The sequence below is a fragment of the Pseudomonas acericola (SeqCode) genome, from assembly GCF_053456465.1.
On sequence record NZ_JBRFJB010000004.1, the window covers coordinates 506,043 to 522,024 of the forward strand.

General features: G+C 63.3%; 13 protein-coding genes. 9 read left to right on the top strand and 4 right to left on the bottom strand.

The window, feature by feature from the left end; genetic code table 11:
* Positions 1 to 62: 62 nt before the first annotated feature.
* On the bottom strand, positions 63 to 1,016 hold the full coding sequence (gene gshB / locus ACU688_RS18605) for a glutathione synthase (RefSeq protein WP_448185884.1): 954 nt from the start codon (positions 1,014 to 1,016) through the stop codon (positions 63 to 65).
* 239 nt (positions 1,017 to 1,255) lie between these two features.
* Between gshB and pilG the strand changes: the two genes are divergently transcribed.
* From pilG to ACU688_RS18635, 6 genes are all read left to right on the top strand, one after another.
* On the top strand, positions 1,256 to 1,663 hold the full coding sequence (gene pilG, locus ACU688_RS18610; protein ID WP_026137140.1) for a twitching motility response regulator PilG: 408 nt from the start codon (positions 1,256 to 1,258) through the stop codon (positions 1,661 to 1,663).
* Positions 1,664 to 1,709: 46 nt separating this feature from the next.
* Complete coding sequence (gene pilH / locus ACU688_RS18615) at positions 1,710 to 2,075, top strand: twitching motility response regulator PilH (RefSeq protein WP_124527300.1); 366 nt, start codon at positions 1,710 to 1,712, stop codon at positions 2,073 to 2,075.
* Positions 2,076 to 2,087: 12 nt separating this feature from the next.
* Positions 2,088 to 2,612, top strand: a complete 525-nt coding sequence (locus ACU688_RS18620; protein ID WP_017739428.1) for a chemotaxis protein CheW — start codon at positions 2,088 to 2,090, stop codon at positions 2,610 to 2,612.
* Positions 2,609 to 4,660 (top strand): methyl-accepting chemotaxis protein, encoded by a 2,052-nt coding sequence (locus ACU688_RS18625; protein ID WP_124527299.1) that lies wholly within the window; start codon positions 2,609 to 2,611, stop codon positions 4,658 to 4,660. The genes ACU688_RS18620 and ACU688_RS18625 overlap by 4 nt, the downstream gene beginning before the upstream one ends.
* A 185-nt stretch (positions 4,661 to 4,845) precedes the next feature.
* Entirely contained in the window at positions 4,846 to 10,665 is a 5,820-nt protein-coding gene (locus ACU688_RS18630) for an Hpt domain-containing protein (RefSeq protein WP_448185885.1), read from the top strand.
* Positions 10,658 to 11,113 (top strand): chemotaxis protein CheW, encoded by a 456-nt coding sequence (locus tag ACU688_RS18635; protein WP_124527297.1) that lies wholly within the window; start codon positions 10,658 to 10,660, stop codon positions 11,111 to 11,113. The genes ACU688_RS18630 and ACU688_RS18635 overlap by 8 nt, the downstream gene beginning before the upstream one ends.
* A gap of 145 nt (positions 11,114 to 11,258) precedes the next feature.
* Here the strand turns inward: ACU688_RS18635 and ACU688_RS18640 are convergent, their stop codons facing one another.
* Both ACU688_RS18640 and ACU688_RS18645 read right to left on the bottom strand, forming a co-directional pair.
* Positions 11,259 to 11,546, bottom strand: coding sequence for a HigA family addiction module antitoxin (locus tag ACU688_RS18640; RefSeq protein ID WP_448185886.1), 288 nt, complete (start codon positions 11,544 to 11,546; stop codon positions 11,259 to 11,261).
* Between the two features lie 14 nt (positions 11,547 to 11,560).
* Positions 11,561 to 11,839, bottom strand: coding sequence for a type II toxin-antitoxin system RelE/ParE family toxin (locus ACU688_RS18645; RefSeq protein WP_448186033.1), 279 nt, complete (start codon positions 11,837 to 11,839; stop codon positions 11,561 to 11,563).
* A 760-nt stretch (positions 11,840 to 12,599) separates the two neighbouring features.
* Between ACU688_RS18645 and ACU688_RS18650 the strand changes: the two genes are divergently transcribed.
* Positions 12,600 to 12,845, top strand: a complete 246-nt coding sequence (locus ACU688_RS18650) for a DUF6124 family protein (RefSeq protein ID WP_448185887.1) — start codon at positions 12,600 to 12,602, stop codon at positions 12,843 to 12,845.
* A 129-nt stretch (positions 12,846 to 12,974) separates the two neighbouring features.
* The gene (gene trhA, locus ACU688_RS18655) at positions 12,975 to 13,592 is read left to right on the top strand and encodes a PAQR family membrane homeostasis protein TrhA (RefSeq protein ID WP_017736386.1); all 618 of its coding nucleotides are present in this window, start codon (positions 12,975 to 12,977) and stop codon (positions 13,590 to 13,592) included.
* Positions 13,593 to 13,732: 140 nt separating this feature from the next.
* On the opposite strand, the gene ACU688_RS18660 is transcribed toward trhA, so the two are convergent.
* Positions 13,733 to 14,635 carry a LysR family transcriptional regulator gene (locus tag ACU688_RS18660; protein WP_448185888.1) on the bottom strand — a complete coding sequence of 301 codons (903 nt, stop codon included), beginning with the start codon at positions 14,633 to 14,635 and terminating at the stop codon, positions 13,733 to 13,735.
* Positions 14,636 to 14,743: 108 nt separating this feature from the next.
* Here ACU688_RS18660 and ACU688_RS18665 point away from each other — a divergent pair, with 108 nt between their 5' ends.
* The gene (locus ACU688_RS18665; RefSeq protein ID WP_448185889.1) at positions 14,744 to 15,976 is read left to right on the top strand and encodes a D-amino acid dehydrogenase; all 1,233 of its coding nucleotides are present in this window, start codon (positions 14,744 to 14,746) and stop codon (positions 15,974 to 15,976) included.
* Positions 15,977 to 15,982: the final 6 nt, after the last annotated feature.

The following is a 15,982-nucleotide window of genomic DNA, read 5'->3' on the forward strand; positions in this document are numbered from 1 at the left end:
ATCGCGCGTTTCACAGGTGGCGCATGATAACGCAATGTTGGTTAGTGTCCGGCTGTTCTATGTCACTTGGCTTGTAGCTTGCGCTCGATGGCGGCCATCAGCATTTCGCCGATATTGGTGCCGAACGCGTTGTCGATCTCACGGATGCAGGTCGGGCTGGTGACGTTGATTTCGGTCAGGTGCTCACCGATCACGTCCAGGCCTACAAACAGCAGTCCCTTTTCCCGCAGGGTTGGGCCCACTTGCGCAGCAATCCAGCGATCCTTGTCCGACAACGGCCGCGCTTCACCACGGCCACCGGCCGCCAGGTTGCCCCGGGTCTCGCCGGCTGCCGGGATGCGCGCCAGGCAGTAATCCACCGGCTCGCCGTCGATCATCAGGATGCGCTTGTCGCCGTCCTTGATCGCCGGCAGGTAGGCCTGGCCCATGATCTGCTGGGTGCCCAGGGCAGTCAGGGTTTCGAGGATCACCGACAGGTTCGGGTCGCCGGCGCGGTGACGGAAGATCGAGGTGCCGCCCATGCCGTCCAGCGGCTTGAGGATCACATCACCGTGCTTGGCGGCAAATTCACGCAGCACGTCGGCGCGGCGGCTGACCACGGTCGGCGGCGTGCACTGTGGGAACAGGGTGGCGAACAGCTTTTCATTGCAGTCGCGCAGGCTTTGCGGCTTGTTGACGATCAGCACGCCGGCGCGTTCGGCCTGCTCCAGCAGGTAGGTGGAGTAGACGAACTCCATGTCGAACGGCGGGTCCTTGCGCATCAGGATCACGTCGAGGTCGCTCAGCGGGCTGTCGACTTCGTCCTGCAGTTCAAACCACTTCTCAGGGTTGGCGAACACCTGCAGCGGGCGCATGCGTGCACGCGCCTCGCCGTCGCCCTGGTACAGGTCGCGCTGTTCCATATAGAACAGGGTCCAGCCACGGGCCTGGGCGGCCAGGAGCATGGCCAGCGAGCTGTCCTTTTTATAGGAAATGCTGGCGATAGGGTCCATGACAATGCCGACGCGAACGCTCATGGGGGATTTCCTCTAGCAAATTAGGGCGCATAAAAGTGGCGTCAGAGTGGCGCTGCGGCTGTTGTGGGTCAAGGAAAAACCACCTGGCCGGTTGCTCGATAGATTGCGCCCGGAGACTGTGCTAAAAAGACTGCCACGGCGCAGCAGCCCTTGAAATCCGAGGCTTGCGGCGCTCATCCTGTGCAACATCAGGCAGTACACACCGAAAACCGATTCGCTGTGGCGATGGTAGAGCAGATATGGAACAGCATTCCAACGCCTTGAGAGTGATGGTGATCGACGATTCAAAGACGATCCGCCGCACCGCCGAAACCCTGTTGAAGAACGCAGGGTGCGAAGTCATCACGGCCATCGACGGTTTCGATGCCCTGGCGCGGATTGTTGATCATCACCCGCACATTATCTTTGTCGACATCATGATGCCGCGCCTGGATGGCTATCAGACCTGCGCCCTGGTGAAGAACAACCCGGCGTTCAAGTCGATCCCGGTGATCATGCTGTCCTCCAAGGACGGCCTGTTCGACAAGGCCAAGGGGCGTATCGTCGGTGTCGATCAGTTTTTGACCAAGCCGTTCAGCAAGGAAGAACTGCTGGGTGCGATCAAGGCCTATGTGCCTGCCTTCGCCGCAGTAGAACAAGCACACTGACACCGCCCCACAAGGGCCGGCGTCCACCAATGTAGTGGGGAAAAACATGGCACGTGTTCTGATCGTCGACGATTCGCCGACCGAAATGTACAAACTGACCAGCATGCTGGAAAAGCATGGCCACCAGGTCCTCAAGGCCGAGAACGGCGCCGATGGCGTGGCCCTGGCCCGTGACCAGAAGCCCGACGCGGTGCTGATGGATATCGTGATGCCAGGGCTGAACGGCTTCCAGGCCACGCGCCAGCTGACCAAGGATGCCGAAACCAGCCACATCCCGGTGATTATCATCACCACCAAGGACCAGGAAACCGACAAGGTCTGGGGCACCCGCCAGGGCGCTCGGGACTACCTGACCAAGCCGGTCGAAGAAGAGACCCTGATCAAGACCCTGAACTCGGTGCTGGCCGGCTGACGGCAGGGGATCATGACCGAGTCGCAAACCGCCTTCGAGCTGTTGCTGGACATCGACCGCCGCTGCCGCTTGCTGGCCGCCGACCTGCCGTCCCAGGAAACCCGCCAGCAGGGTTGGAGCGGGATCGGGTTTCGCGTGGGTGCACATTGGTTTGTCGCGCCGATGGGCGAAGTGGCCGAAGTGCTGCATGAGCCGCGTTGCACTTTAATGCCCGGGGTCAAGGCCTGGGTCAAGGGCGTGGCTAACCTGCGTGGGCGTTTGTTGCCGGTGATGGACCTGGGTGGGTTCCTCGGCCAGGCGTTGTCCAAGGCACGCAAGCAACGGCGTGTGCTGGTGGTGGAATACAACGACCTGTTTGTCGGGCTGTTGGTGGACGAGGTGGTGGGTATGCAGCATTTCGCACAAGACGCGCTGTTGGCGAACGCCAGCGCCGGCGCGCCGTTTATCCAGGGCCAGTTCGACGGCGACCAGCTGTGGCAGGTCTTCAGCCCCTTCGCTCTGGCCCAGGCCCCAGGCTTCATGGATGTCGCCGCATGACCACCGCTACCACGCCCAAACCCCAGGCCGGCTCGCGCAGCCGCTCACAGATCATCGTGCTGTTTATCGCGCTGATCGTGTTCATCATGCTGCTGTTCGCCAACTTCGCCTACCTCAACACCCAGTCGACCTACGACAAGCAGTACATCGGCCACGCCGGTGAATTGCGCGTGTTGTCCCAACGCATCGCCAAGAACGCCACCGAAGCGGCGGCCGGCAAAGCGGCCGCGTTCAAACTGCTCGGCGAGGCGCGCAACGACTTCGCCCAGCGCTGGGGCTACCTGAAAAAAGGCGACCCGGAAACCGGCCTGCCCGCCGCACCCAGTGCGGTACGCGCCGAGATGCGCGCGGTGCAGACCGACTGGGAAGCGCTGCTGAAAAACACCGACGCGATCCTCGCCAGCGAACAGACCGTGCTGTCCCTGCACCAGGTGGCCGCGACCCTCGCCGAAACCGTGCCGCAATTGCAGATGGAGTCGGAGAAGGTCGTCGATATCCTCCTGCAACGTGGCGCCCCGGCCAGCCAGGTGGCGTTGGCCCAGCGCCAATCGTTGCTCGCCGAGCGCATCCTCGGCGCGGTCAACACCGTGCTGGCCGGCGACGAAACCGCCGTGCAGGCCGCCGACGCCTTTGGCCGCGACGCCAACCGCTTCGGCCAGGTGCTCAACGGCATGCTCCAGGGCAACGCCGGGCTGCGCATCACCCAGGTCGAAGACCGCGACGCCCGCGCGCGGTTGGCGGAGATCTCGGAGCTGTTCGAGTTTGTCTCCGGCTCCGTGGATGAGATCCTCGAAACTTCGCCGCAGCTGTTCCAGGTGCGCGCCTCGGCGAGCAATATCTTCAACCTCTCGCAAACCCTGCTCGATGAAGCCTCGCACCTGGCCACCGGGTTTGAAAACCTCGCCAGCGGGCGCACCTTCGACACCATCGGCGGCTACGTTCTGGGCTTGCTGGCGCTGGCCTCGATCATCCTGATCGGCCTGGTGATGGTGCGTGAAACCAACCGCCAGCTGCACGAAACCGCCGAGAAGAACGAGCGCAATCAGAACGCGATCATGCGCCTGCTGGATGAAATCGAAGACCTCGCCGACGGCGACCTCACCGTGACCGCTTCGGTGACCGAAGACTTCACCGGCACCATCGCCGATTCGATCAACTATTCCGTGGACCAACTGCGTGACCTGGTCGCCACCATCAACCTCACCGCCGGCCAGGTTGCCGGCGCGGTGCAGGACACCCAGGCCACCGCCATGCACCTGGCGCAGGCCTCGGAGCATCAGGCCCAGCAGATTGCCGAAGCGTCCACGGCGATCAACCAGATGGCCCAGTCCATCGACCAGGTCTCGGCCAACGCCGCCGAATCCTCGGCGGTGGCGGAGCGTTCGGTGGAGATCGCCAACAAGGGCAACGAGGTGGTGCACAACACCATCCACGGCATGGACAACATTCGCGAGCAGATCCAGGACACCGCCAAGCGCATCAAGCGCCTGGGCGAGTCGTCCCAGGAGATTGGCGACATCGTCAGCCTGATCGACGACATCGCCGACCAGACCAACATCCTTGCCCTCAACGCCGCGATCCAGGCCAGCATGGCCGGTGATGCCGGGCGCGGTTTTGCCGTGGTTGCCGACGAAGTACAGCGCCTGGCCGAACGCTCATCCGCGGCCACGCGGCAGATCGAAACCCTGGTGCGCGCGATCCAGGCCGACACCAACGAAGCGGTCATCTCCATGGAACAGACCACCACCGAAGTGGTGCGCGGCGCACGGCTGGCGCAAGACGCCGGCGTGGCCCTGGAAGAGATCGAAGGCGTATCGAAAACCCTGGCGGCGCTGATCCAGAGCATCTCCAATGCGGCGCAGCAACAGACCTCGTCGGCGGGGCAGATTTCCCTGACCATGAACGTGATCCAGCAGATCACCAGCCAGACGTCGTCGGGCTCGACGGCTACCGCCGAGAGCATCGGCAACCTGGCGAAGATGGCCAGCCAGTTGCGCAGGTCGGTGTCGGGTTTCACCTTGCCGCCGGCCAAGCAGGCCGACCATTGAAATGCGCTCTCAAGAACACCCTGTAACCCCTGTGGGAGCTGGCTTGCCTGCGATAGCGGTGGGTCAGCTGAGCAGATATCGACTGGAAGACCGCTATCGCAGGCAAGCCAGCTCCCACAGTTGATCTCCATTGATGCCGAGATCTATGCACCACCAGCAACCCACGAATTCTAAGCGGAGCAGTTATGGTTGATCGGCACGACTACGTGGCCCTCGAATGGGTCAAGGGCGACATTGCCGAAACCCTGAAACAGGCCCGTTCGGCGCTGGACGCGTTTGTCGAAACCGGCGACAGCGCCGTCATCGCCCAGTGCCTGGCCGGCATCCACCAGGTGCATGGCGCGCTGCAAATGGTCGAGTTCTACGGCGCGGCGTTGCTGGCCGAAGAGATCGAACACCTGGCCCTGGCGTTCCAGGCCGGGCAGGTCAGCCAGCGCGACGAAAGCATCCGCCTCCTGCAACAGGCCCTCAGCCAACTGCCGCTGTACCTCGACCGCGTCCACAGCGCCCGCCGCGACTTGCCGCTGGTGGTGCTGCCGCTGCTCAACGACCTGCGCAGTGCGCGGGGTGAAAGCCTGTTGTCGGAAACTAGCCTGTTCAGCCCGCAGCTGCTGTCGATCGCACCGCTCTCCGATGAAGCCCTGGCCCAACGCGCGCCGCCCGACCTGCAAACGCAACTGCGCCAGTGGCACCAACTGCTGCAACAAGCCCTCGCCGGGTTGCTGCGCGAAGACCATGGCCCCAGCAACCTGGAAGACATGGCGCGGGTCTTCGCCCGCCTCGAAGCGCTGTGCCAGGGCGCGCCGCTGTTGCCGCTGTGGCAAGTCACCTCGGCGCTGGTCGAAGGCATGCTCACCGGGGTGATCGCCAACAGCCCGGCGCTGCGCAGCCTGCTCAAGGCCAGTGACAAACAACTCAAGCGTCTGCTGGCCCAAGGCATTGCTGGCATCAACCAGCCGGCGCCGGATGATTTGCTCAAGAGCCTGTTGTTCTATGTGGCCAAAGTCACCCGGCCGACGCCGCGCATGCAAAGCCTCAAGGAACGTTACGGCCTGGATGAAGCCTTGCCCGACAGCGCGGTGGTGGACGCCGAGCGCGCGCGGCTGGCCGGGCCGGATCGCAATGCCATGGGCTCGGTGCTCGGCGCCTTGTGCGAAGAGCTGGTGCGGGTCAAGGAACGCCTCGACCTGTTCGTGCGCAGTGACCGCCAGCACACCAGCGACCTCGATGCGCTGCTCGCGCCGCTGCGGCAGATCGCCGACACCCTCGCCGTATTGGGTTTCGGCCAGCCGCGCAAAGTCATCATCGACCAACTCGCCGTGGTGCTGAGCCTGGCCCAGGGCCAACGCGAACCCAACGACGCCGTGTTGATGGACGTCGCGGGCGCGTTGCTTTACGTCGAAGCCACGTTGGCGGGAATGGTCGGCACCGTCGAGCCGGAAAGCCGCGAAGAAAGCCGCTTGCCTACCACCGACCTGACGCAGATCCACCAGTTGGTGATCCGCGAATCCTGCCAGTGCCTGCGCCAGGCCAAAGAATTGGTGATCGACTGCCTGGAAGCCGATTGGGACCGCCAGCGCCTGGAATCCCTGCCGGAACTGCTTAGCCAGGTGCGCGGCGCGTTGGCGATGATCCCGCTGCCACGGGCGGCGAGCCTGATGCGCGGTTGCACCGATTACGTCGATGAAGAGTTGATGCTCAATGATATGGCGCCGTCCGCCGACGACCTGGCGCATTTCGCCGACGTGATCAGCAGCCTGGAGTACTACCTCGAACGCATGCTCCAGGACCCCGACGCCGACGGCGAACGGGTCCTGGAAACCGCCACCCAGGCCCTTGCGGCGCTGGGTTACCTGCCGGCGGAAAAACCCTGGCGCCAAGCGCTGATGGCGCCGGACGGTGCGTTGTCCACCGAGGCTGCGCCGAGCCAGTCGCAGTTCGACGCGCTGGCCAACCCGACGTCGCGCCTCAACCCGCCCGCGCTGCAACGCCCGGGTAGCCTGCTGCCGCCACCGGCCGACGAAGAACCCATCGACGATGAACTGCGCGAAGTGTTCCTCGAAGAGACCGATGAAGTCCTTGAAGTGTTGCACCGCCACTTGGCGAGCGCGGCCGATAAAGCTGCCCTGGGCGAGATGCGCCGTGCCTTCCACACCTTGAAAGGCAGCGGCCGCATGGTGCGCGCGCTGGTCTTGGCCGAGCTGGCCTGGGCTGTGGAAAACCTGCTCAACCGCGTGCTGGAGCGCAGCGTGGCCCTTGGCCCCGAGGTGCAGCAGGTACTGGATGAAGCGGTGGCCCTGCTGCCGGAATTGATCGCCGACTTTGCCACCGACGACCAACACCAGCGCGATGAAGTCGACGCCCTGGCCGCCCGCGCCCACGCGTTGGCCAGTGGCACCCCCGTGCCGGCCGCCGAACCCCATGACCCGATGCTGCTGGAGATCTTCCGCAACGAAGCCCAGAGCCATCTGGACAGCCTCAACCACTTCCTGCAACAAGCCACCGAACACCTGCCGCTGCAAGTCAGCGATGAACTGCAACGCGCCCTTCACACCCTCAAGGGCAGTGCGTACATGGCTGGCGTGTTGCCCATCGCCGAACTGGCGCGGCCGCTGGATCACCTGACCCGCGAATACAAGGCGCACCGCCTGCCGCTGGACCTGGATGAAGTGGAGCTGTTGCTGGAGGCCGAAGGCCTGTTCCAGCGCGGCCTGCGCCACTTGGACCGCGACCCGCTGGCGCCGATCAAAGGCGCGCCGGACCTGATCGAGCGCATCCAGGCCCTGCTGGATCAGCAACTGGCCGCCTTGCTCGACGCGCCCAACACTGGCCTGCGGATCAAGCGCGACCCGCAGTTGATCGCCAACTTCCTGGCCCAGGGCATGGACATCCTGCTCGACGCCGAAACCCTGCTGCGCCGCTGGCAACAGCACCCCGGCGAGCGCCAGGAACTCACCGCGCTGCTCGACGAGCTGACCACGCTGGGGGAGGGCGCGCACATTGCCGACCTGCACGCCATCGACGAACTGTGCGAAGCCTTGCTCGACCTGTACGGCGCTGTGGAAGAGAGCAGCCTGGCGGTCAGCGAGCGCTTTTTCCATGAGGCCGAACTGGCCCATGAAGCGCTGATCAACATGCTCGACCAGCTCGCCGCCGGCCAGGAGATCAGCCCGGTGCCCGCCCGCCTGCAAGCCCTGCGCGAGCTGCTGGACGAAGCCCTCGACCCGTCCGCCACCGGTCTGGTCAAAAGCGACGGCAGCCGTGCGCTGAGCATCGCCGAACTGGGCGCCGCCACGGCGCAGCTGGAGCAGGACACGGCGGTGGACGACGAAATCGTCGAGATCTTCCTCGAAGAAGCCGTGGACATCCTCGACAGCGCCGGGCAGTCCCTCAAGCGCTGGCTGCTGGAGCCCGACAGCGTCGCGCCGCTGTCGTCGCTGCAACGGGACATGCACACCCTCAAGGGCGGCGCGCGCATGGCCGAAATCGCCCCGGTGGCCGAGCTGGCCCATGAGCTGGAAAACCTTTACGAAGGCTTGGTGGACCGTCGCTACAGCTACTCTGCCGAGTTGTCCCAGGTACTGATGGCCTGCCATGAACGCCTGGCCTTGCAACTGGACGAACTGCAACAGCAGCAGCCCCTGAGCGACAGCGCGGAGCTGGTGGCCAAGGTGCGGGCATTGCGCCAGAGCACGCCGCCGGCCGCTGCGGTGCAGGCCGTGGAAAGCCCTGGCGCCGACCCCGAGCTGCTGGATATTTTCCTCGAAGAAGCCGCCGATATCCTCGACAGCTCCGGCAGCGCCCTGCTGCGCTGGCAGGCTGAGCCGGGCAACCGCCAGGAAGTCGAAACACTGCTGCGTGACCTGCACACCCTCAAGGGCGGCGCGCGCATGGTCGAGATCGGGCCGATTGGCGATCTGGCCCATGAGCTGGAATTTCTCTACGAAGGCTTGTCGGCCGGCTTGCTGGCGCCGTCGGCGGAATTGTTCGCCCTGCTGCAAGGCTGCCACGACCGTCTGGCGCAGATGATCGACGCGGTGGCGGATGGCTTGCCGGTGGGCTCGGTGGACAAACTCATCGAGCGCATCAAAAGCCTGGTACACCCGAGCACCGAGCCGGTGGTGCCGGTGGCGCTGCCGGCGAACAAGGCGGAGGCGGTGGTGGATCCGGCGGCGGACATGGTGAAGATCTCCGCCGACCTGCTGGATGACCTGGTCAATCTGGCCGGCGAAACCTCGATCTTCCGTGGCCGTATCGAGCAGCAGGTCAACGATGCACGCATTGCCCTGAGCGAGGTGGAAACCACCATCGAGCGCATGCGCGACCAACTGCGCCGCCTCGACACGGAAACCCAGGGCCGCATCCTCAGCCGCCAGCAGGCCGAGGCCGAGCGCCTGGGGTATGAAGAATTCGACCCGCTGGAAATGGACCGCCATTCACAGTTGCAGCAACTGTCCCGGGCGCTGTCCGAATCCGCTTCCGACTTGCTCGACCTCAAGGACACCCTCGACCGGCGCAACAGCGATGCACACGACCTGCTGCAGCAACAGGCGCGCATCAACACCGAGTTGCAGGAAGGCCTGATGCGCACGCGCATGGTGCCGTTCGAACGCATGCTGCCGCGCCTCAAGCGCATCGTGCGCCAGGTGGCGGGGGAGTTGGGCAAGGACGTGGAATTCATCGTCGGTAACGCCGAAGGCGAGATGGACCGCAACGTGCTGGAACGCATGGCGGCGCCGCTGGAACACATGCTGCGCAATGCGGTGGACCATGGCCTGGAATCCCGCGATGCGCGCCTGCTGGCGGGTAAACCGGAGAAGGGCCGTATCACCCTGGACCTGACTCACGAAGGTGGCGACATCGTCTTCGACATGCGCGACGACGGCGCCGGTGTGCCGTTGGAAGCGGTGCGACGCAAGGCGATCAAGCGCGGCTTGCTCGCGCCGGACCAAGAGATCAGCGACCGCGATGTGTTGCAGTTCATCCTGCAGCCGGGGTTTTCCACGGCGGAAAAGATCACGCAGATTTCCGGGCGCGGCGTGGGCATGGACGTGGTGCATGAAGAGGTGCGCCAACTCGGTGGCTCGATGTTTATTGAGTCGACGCCGGGCGTGGGCGTGCATTTTCGCATTCGCCTGCCGTTCACCGTGTCGGTCAACCGCGCGTTGATGGTGCAGTGCGCGGACGATCAATACGCGATCCCGCTCAACACCATCGAAGGCCTGGTGCGGGTCATGCCCCATGAACTGGCCGGGCACTATCAGCAAGACCCGCCGCGTTATGAATACGCCGGCCAGCGCTACGAATTGTTCTACCTGGGCGACCTGCTGCACACCGTCGGCCGCCCGAAACTGCTCGGCCAGTACCAGCCGGTGCCGGTGCTGTTGGTGCAGTGCAACGAGCGGCGGGTGGCGGTGCATGTGGATGCCATGGCGGGCACGCGGGAGATTGTGGTCAAGGGCCTGGGCCCGCAGTTTGCCGGGGTGCAGGGCTTGTCCGGCGCGACCATCCTCGGCGATGGCCGCGTGGTGCTGATCATCGACCTGCTCGCGCACATCCGCGCGCGCCAACCGGCCTTGCCGGCGCAGGCGGTGGATGCGCCGCTGGTGCTCAACGACCCGCTGAAAAAACGCCCGCTGCTGGTGTTGGTGGTGGACGACTCGGTGACCGTGCGCAAAGTCACCAGCCGCCTGCTGGAACGCAACGGCATGAACGTGCTCACCGCCAAGGACGGCATCGACGCCATCGCCGTGCTCGAAGAACACACCCCGGACCTGATGCTGCTCGACATCGAAATGCCGCGCATGGACGGCTTCGAAGTGGCCATCCAGGTACGCAACGACCCGCGCCTGATGCGCCTGCCGATCATCATGATCACCTCGCGCACCGGCCAGAAACACCGCGACCGCGCCATGGCCATTGGCGTCAACGACTACCTCGGCAAGCCGTACCAAGAGTCGGTGCTGCTGGAAAGCATCGCCTACTGGAGCAAGTCCCATGCTTGACCACCGCACCAGCCAACTTACCGGCCTGCTGCTGCCATTGGCCGACCGTCATTTGGTGCTGCCCAACGTCGCCATCGCCGAACTGATCGACTACCAGCGCGGCGAACCCGCCAGCGACGCGCCGCCGTGGTACCTGCGGCAAGTGACCTGGCGTGACCAGCAATTGCCGTTGATCAGTTTTGAGGCGGTGTGTGGTGAGGCGGTGATGACGGGGGAGCGGTCGCGGATCGTGGTGTTGAACACCTTGGGTGGGCGGCCGACGTTGAAGTTTATTGCGCTGGTGATCCAAGGGATTCCGCGTTCGTACAAGCTCGATAGCCAGTTGAGCTATGTGGATGTGCCGTTGTGTGCGCTGGAGCTGGCGGCGGTGCAGGTGGGGGAGCATGTGGCGAAGGTGCCGGATTTGCTGGGGTTGGAAGCGCTGTTGGTGGAGTCCGGCCTGGCCTGATCGCAAGCCCTGTGAAGATCGAATGTGGGAGCTGGCTTGCCTGCGATAGCGGTGTATCAGATGTTGATGCACTGGCTGACATGCCGCCATCGCAGGCAAGCCAGCTCCCACAGTGGATCTTCACAAGGCTTGAGTGCTGTGCCCGTTACTCAATCCGCGCAAACCGCTCAATCACCGGCTGTTCCCGATGCTCGGCCTGCCACAAATCATAAGCACTCTGCATCGACAGCCACAGCTGCCCAGTGCTCACGCCTGCCCGTTCCAGCCGCACCGCCAAATCCGGGCTGACCGGCGCACGCCCGTGCAAAATCCTGGAAAACGTCTCACGAGCAAACCCCAGACGCCGGGCCATTTCGGTGATGGTGATGCCTAGGGCAGGGATCACGTCTTCAAGCAGGATTTCGCCTGGGTGAGGGGGGTTGTGCATGCCCATATAGATACCTCTCCTCAGTGGTAATCAAGATAATCAACCAGTTCGACTTGGTCGTCGAACATCCGAAAAATGATGCGCCAGTTACCACTAATACTGACGGACCAATAGTCGATCATGTCGCCTTTCAACCGATGGAAGCGCCATCCCGGCAAGTTCAGCGCAACGGGGTGCTCGGCTTTGTCCAGAATGAACAGAACGCGGCGCAAGCGCTTGGCATGATTTGCGTTGATGCCACTGGTTGAGCCGGTCTGATAAAAGTCTTTGAGGCCTTTATGCCTCCAACTGACAATCATGGCGTGATTGTGATGTGATACATCACGCTCTGCAATTGCCGCGTATCGGTTTGGTCGGTCGGTTTCATGATGGATTTCCATGGCACGATTCGGACCGAAAAGGCTAGAGAGACGGGTTCCTAGCAACAACCTGAAAGTCCTGTCGGAGCATTCCTTGCAGTTTGTCAGGGCGATCAGTGTGAGGAGGGCTCTTGATCGTTCCCACGCAGAGCGTGGGAACGATCATAAGGTGCCGGACTTGTTGGCGCTGGAAGCGCTGTTGGTGGAGTCCGGCCTGGCCTGATCTGAAGCCCTGTGGAGATCGAATGTGGGAGCTGGCTTGCCTGCGATAGCGGTGTATCAGATGTTGATGCAGTGACTGACACACTGCCATCGCAGGCAAGCCAGCTCCCACAAGGGATCTTCACAAGGCTTGAGTGCTGTGCGACGTTGGGCGATGCCTCGGATTTTTCCTGCAAGATTTTGGGCCAGGCATGAACTTGTCGCATGCAGCTAGCGCGCCTAGTCTTCGTCCCGTCATCGCAAAAAACGGTGACACGGACGTGCAAGTCCGGTTTCATGTCGGCGCACTAACGCCCATAGCCTTTCAACGGGCGTTTTTCATGCCTGCTGTATGTGTTATGGCGGCTGTGCGTGGGAGATCCTTCGGGATCTGCCGGGGTCCGATATGCCCGGTCTTGCACACCTGCGCACGGCTGCCACCTTTGTTCGCGTGCAAGCGGCAGAGGGCAGTCTCCATCACGTATCGGAGCTGTAAATCATGATCAAACCGACCCCCAATCCCCCCACCCACCTCTTCACCGTCAACCCTCACCAAGACACCGAAGCGCTGCTGGTCAACGCCAGCGAAACCCTGTCTTCCCTCAACGCCATGACCTGCAACCTTGCCTTCGACCTGGACACCTCCCAGCGCGCAATCATGCTCGGGATCCAGCAAATGGCAGAGCTTGGGCAGTTGTTGGTGGATCGAGCACTGGAACAGATTTCCCCTTCCTCTGCGGCTTAACACTTGAGCGTTCCCAAAAAGGGACTCATCGGTCCCTTTTTGGGACTCTTTGGCTAGCCCCTTGCACTCTCCCTCACAACGCTAGACCCTTGCCCCTCATCGCTAACGGGATTTGGAGGTCAGTGGCGCATGTATCACGGTGAACGATTCAACGCCTGGAGCCACTTGCTCGGCGCGGTCGCGGCCTTTGCGGGGGCGGTGTGGATGTTGGTGGTGGCGAGCCTGGATGGCAGCCCCTGGAAGATTGTCAGCGTGGCGATCTATGGCGTCACGTTGCTGGTGCTGTACAGCGCGTCCACCGTTTACCACAGCGTGCGTGGGCGGAGAAAAGAGATCATGCAGAAGGTCGATCACTTTTCGATCTACCTGTTGATCGCCGGCAGTTACACGCCGTTTTGCCTGGTGACGCTGCGCGGTCCGTGGGGTTGGACGCTGTTCGGGATTGTGTGGGGGCTGGCGGTGATTGGCATCCTGCAAGAGATCAAGCCGCGTTCCGAGGCGCGCATCCTGTCCATCGTGATCTACGCGGTGATGGGCTGGATCGTGCTGGTGGCGGTCAAGCCGTTGATCGCTGCGCTGGGGGTGGCGGGGTTTACCTGGCTGGCGGCGGGTGGAGTGTTGTATACCGTCGGCATTATCTTTTTTGCCCTGGAGGACCGGCTGCGGCATTCCCATGGGATCTGGCATTTGTTTGTGATTGGCGGGAGTTTGCTGCACTTCGTGGCGATCATGCGGTACGTGCTCTAACAGCCGACAAAAATCCAAATGTGGGAGCTGGCTTGCCTGCGATAGCGGTCTTCCAGTTGATACATTTTTCGCTGACCCACCGCTATCGCAGGCAAGCCAGCTCCCACATTGGATCTTCTTTGGATTTTTGAATGGTGTTCCTACAGGCGTTGCAGCAGTTCTTGGGCACTCTGGCCAAATATCTCTAATAGCTTCGCCAACATATGCGGCGGCGGCTCATCCGCGCGGGTCAGCGCGTACAGCGTGATTGGCAACGGCGGTGTAAGCGTGCGGATGCAGGTAGTGGCCGTCGAGGCGCCGAGGGCGGTGAAGGGGTCGATCACCGTGAGGCCGGCGCCGGATTCCACCATGGCGCGCGCCAGTGAATAGGTTTGCACCGAGATCGTCACCCGTGGCGGTGGGTCGACGTTTTCCAGGTAGCTGTCGAGTTTTGCCGCCAGCGGGTCGGCGCTGGAGAGACCAATCAGGGGTGTACCCGCCAGGTCCGCCAAGGGCAGCGGCGCGCTCAACTCAGCGTCAGACCAATAGCCTTTGGACGCCAACGCCACCAGCACGCCGTTGGCCAGCACTTGGGTGGTCAACCCCGGATGCCCGGAGAAGTTGAGGGTCAGCGCCAGATCGATCTCACGCATCAGCAGCTTCTGCACCAGCTCGCGGCTATGGTCGCTGGACAGCTCGCAGGCCATGTCCGGGTAGTCGCGTTTCCACTCCAGGATCGCCGGCGGCAGCAACGACAGCGCCAGCGCGGGGATGGCGCCGATGCGCACGCTCTGGCCCGGTGCGCGGCGCAAGCTTTTGGCCAGGCGCCGCACGCCTTGCAGGCTTTCGGTGACTTTCTCGACTTCGCGTTCCAGTGCCAGGGCTTCCGGGGTGGGCTGCAATTTGCCGCGCACCCGCAGGAACAGCGGGAAACCCAGCTGCAACTCGGCGTGCTGCAACACCTTGGTCACCGCCGGTTGCGACACGTGCAGCAACTGCGCGGCGGCGCTGACGGAGCCGGTCTGGCGGATGGCCTGGAAGATTTCGATATGACGCAGGCGCATGGCAAGTCCATAACCTTTGTTTATAGGTGGCCCATCTTTATTCATTGTCGGTGGCCTGTCACCTGCCCCTAGTCTTGAGCCCTCTTAATTCAACGACGGGTGGCGGGGATGGGCAGGCAGGTTTGCATCATCGGTGGCGGGGTTATCGGCTTGGCGAGCGCCTATGCGCTGGTGCGCGCCGGCCATGAAGTGACGGTGATCGACGCCCGCGACAGCCTGGGCAGCGAGACCAGCTTCGCCAACGGTGGGCAATTGTCCTATCGCTATGTCGCGCCGCTGGCCGATGCCGGTGTGCCGCTGCAAGCCATCGGTTGGTTGCTGCGCGGTGACTCGCCGCTGAAGCTGCGCCCGCGCCTCGACCCGCAGCAATGGCGCTGGATGGCCGCGTTTCTCGGCGCCTGCCGCGGCACGGTGAACCTGCGCAATGCCGCGCACTTGCTGCGCCTGGCGTCCTTGAGCCAGACGACGTTGCAGCAATGGCGTGAAGACGATCGCCTGGACGGTTTCGACTGGCGGCGCAATGGCAAGTTGGTGACCTTCCGTAACGCCCACTCCTTTGAACACGCGCGCAGCAAGGTCGCCGATATCCTGCAACAGCAAGTGCTGTCGGCCGCCGATTGCGCGAGCCTGGAGCCGGCGTTGGCGGGGGGCGGTTTTGTCGGCGGGATCTATACGCCGAACGAAGAAGTCGCCGACTGTCACGCCTTCTGCCAGCGCTTGGCGGCGCGGCTGGAAGCGTCCGGGCGCTGCCGGTTTTTGCTGGGGCGCAAGGTCACTGGGCTGCGTCATGCGGACGGCGCGGTGCAGGCCATCGAGCTGGGTGATGAGGTGATGCCGGTTGAGCAACTGGTGTTGGCCGCCGGGTATCGCAGCGCCGATTTGGGCGTGTCGCTGCCGCTGTATCCGTTGAAAGGCTACAGCCTCAGCGTGCCGATTGGCGCGCAGCACCGGGCGCCGAATGTGAGCATCACCGACTATGACCGCAAGATCGTCTACGCACGCATCGGCGAGCAATTGCGGGTGGCGGCCATGGTGGATATCGTCGGTTTTGATGCCAGCCTTGAACCCAAGCGCCTGGCGCTGATGAAACGCCAGGCACTGGAGACTTTTCCGCTGGCCGGCGACTACGCCCAGGCTGTGGAATGGGCCGGCATGCGCCCGGCAACCCCCACCGGCGTGCCGCTGATTGGCGCCAGCCAGTACCGCAACCTGTGGCTGAACCTCGGCCATGGTGCGCTGGGTTTCACCCTGGCCTGCGGCAGTGGCCAGCTGCTCGCCGAATTGATCGGCCAACACGTCCCTTCCATCGATATGCAGGGCCTGGCGCCCCGCGCCGCTTAAGGATGC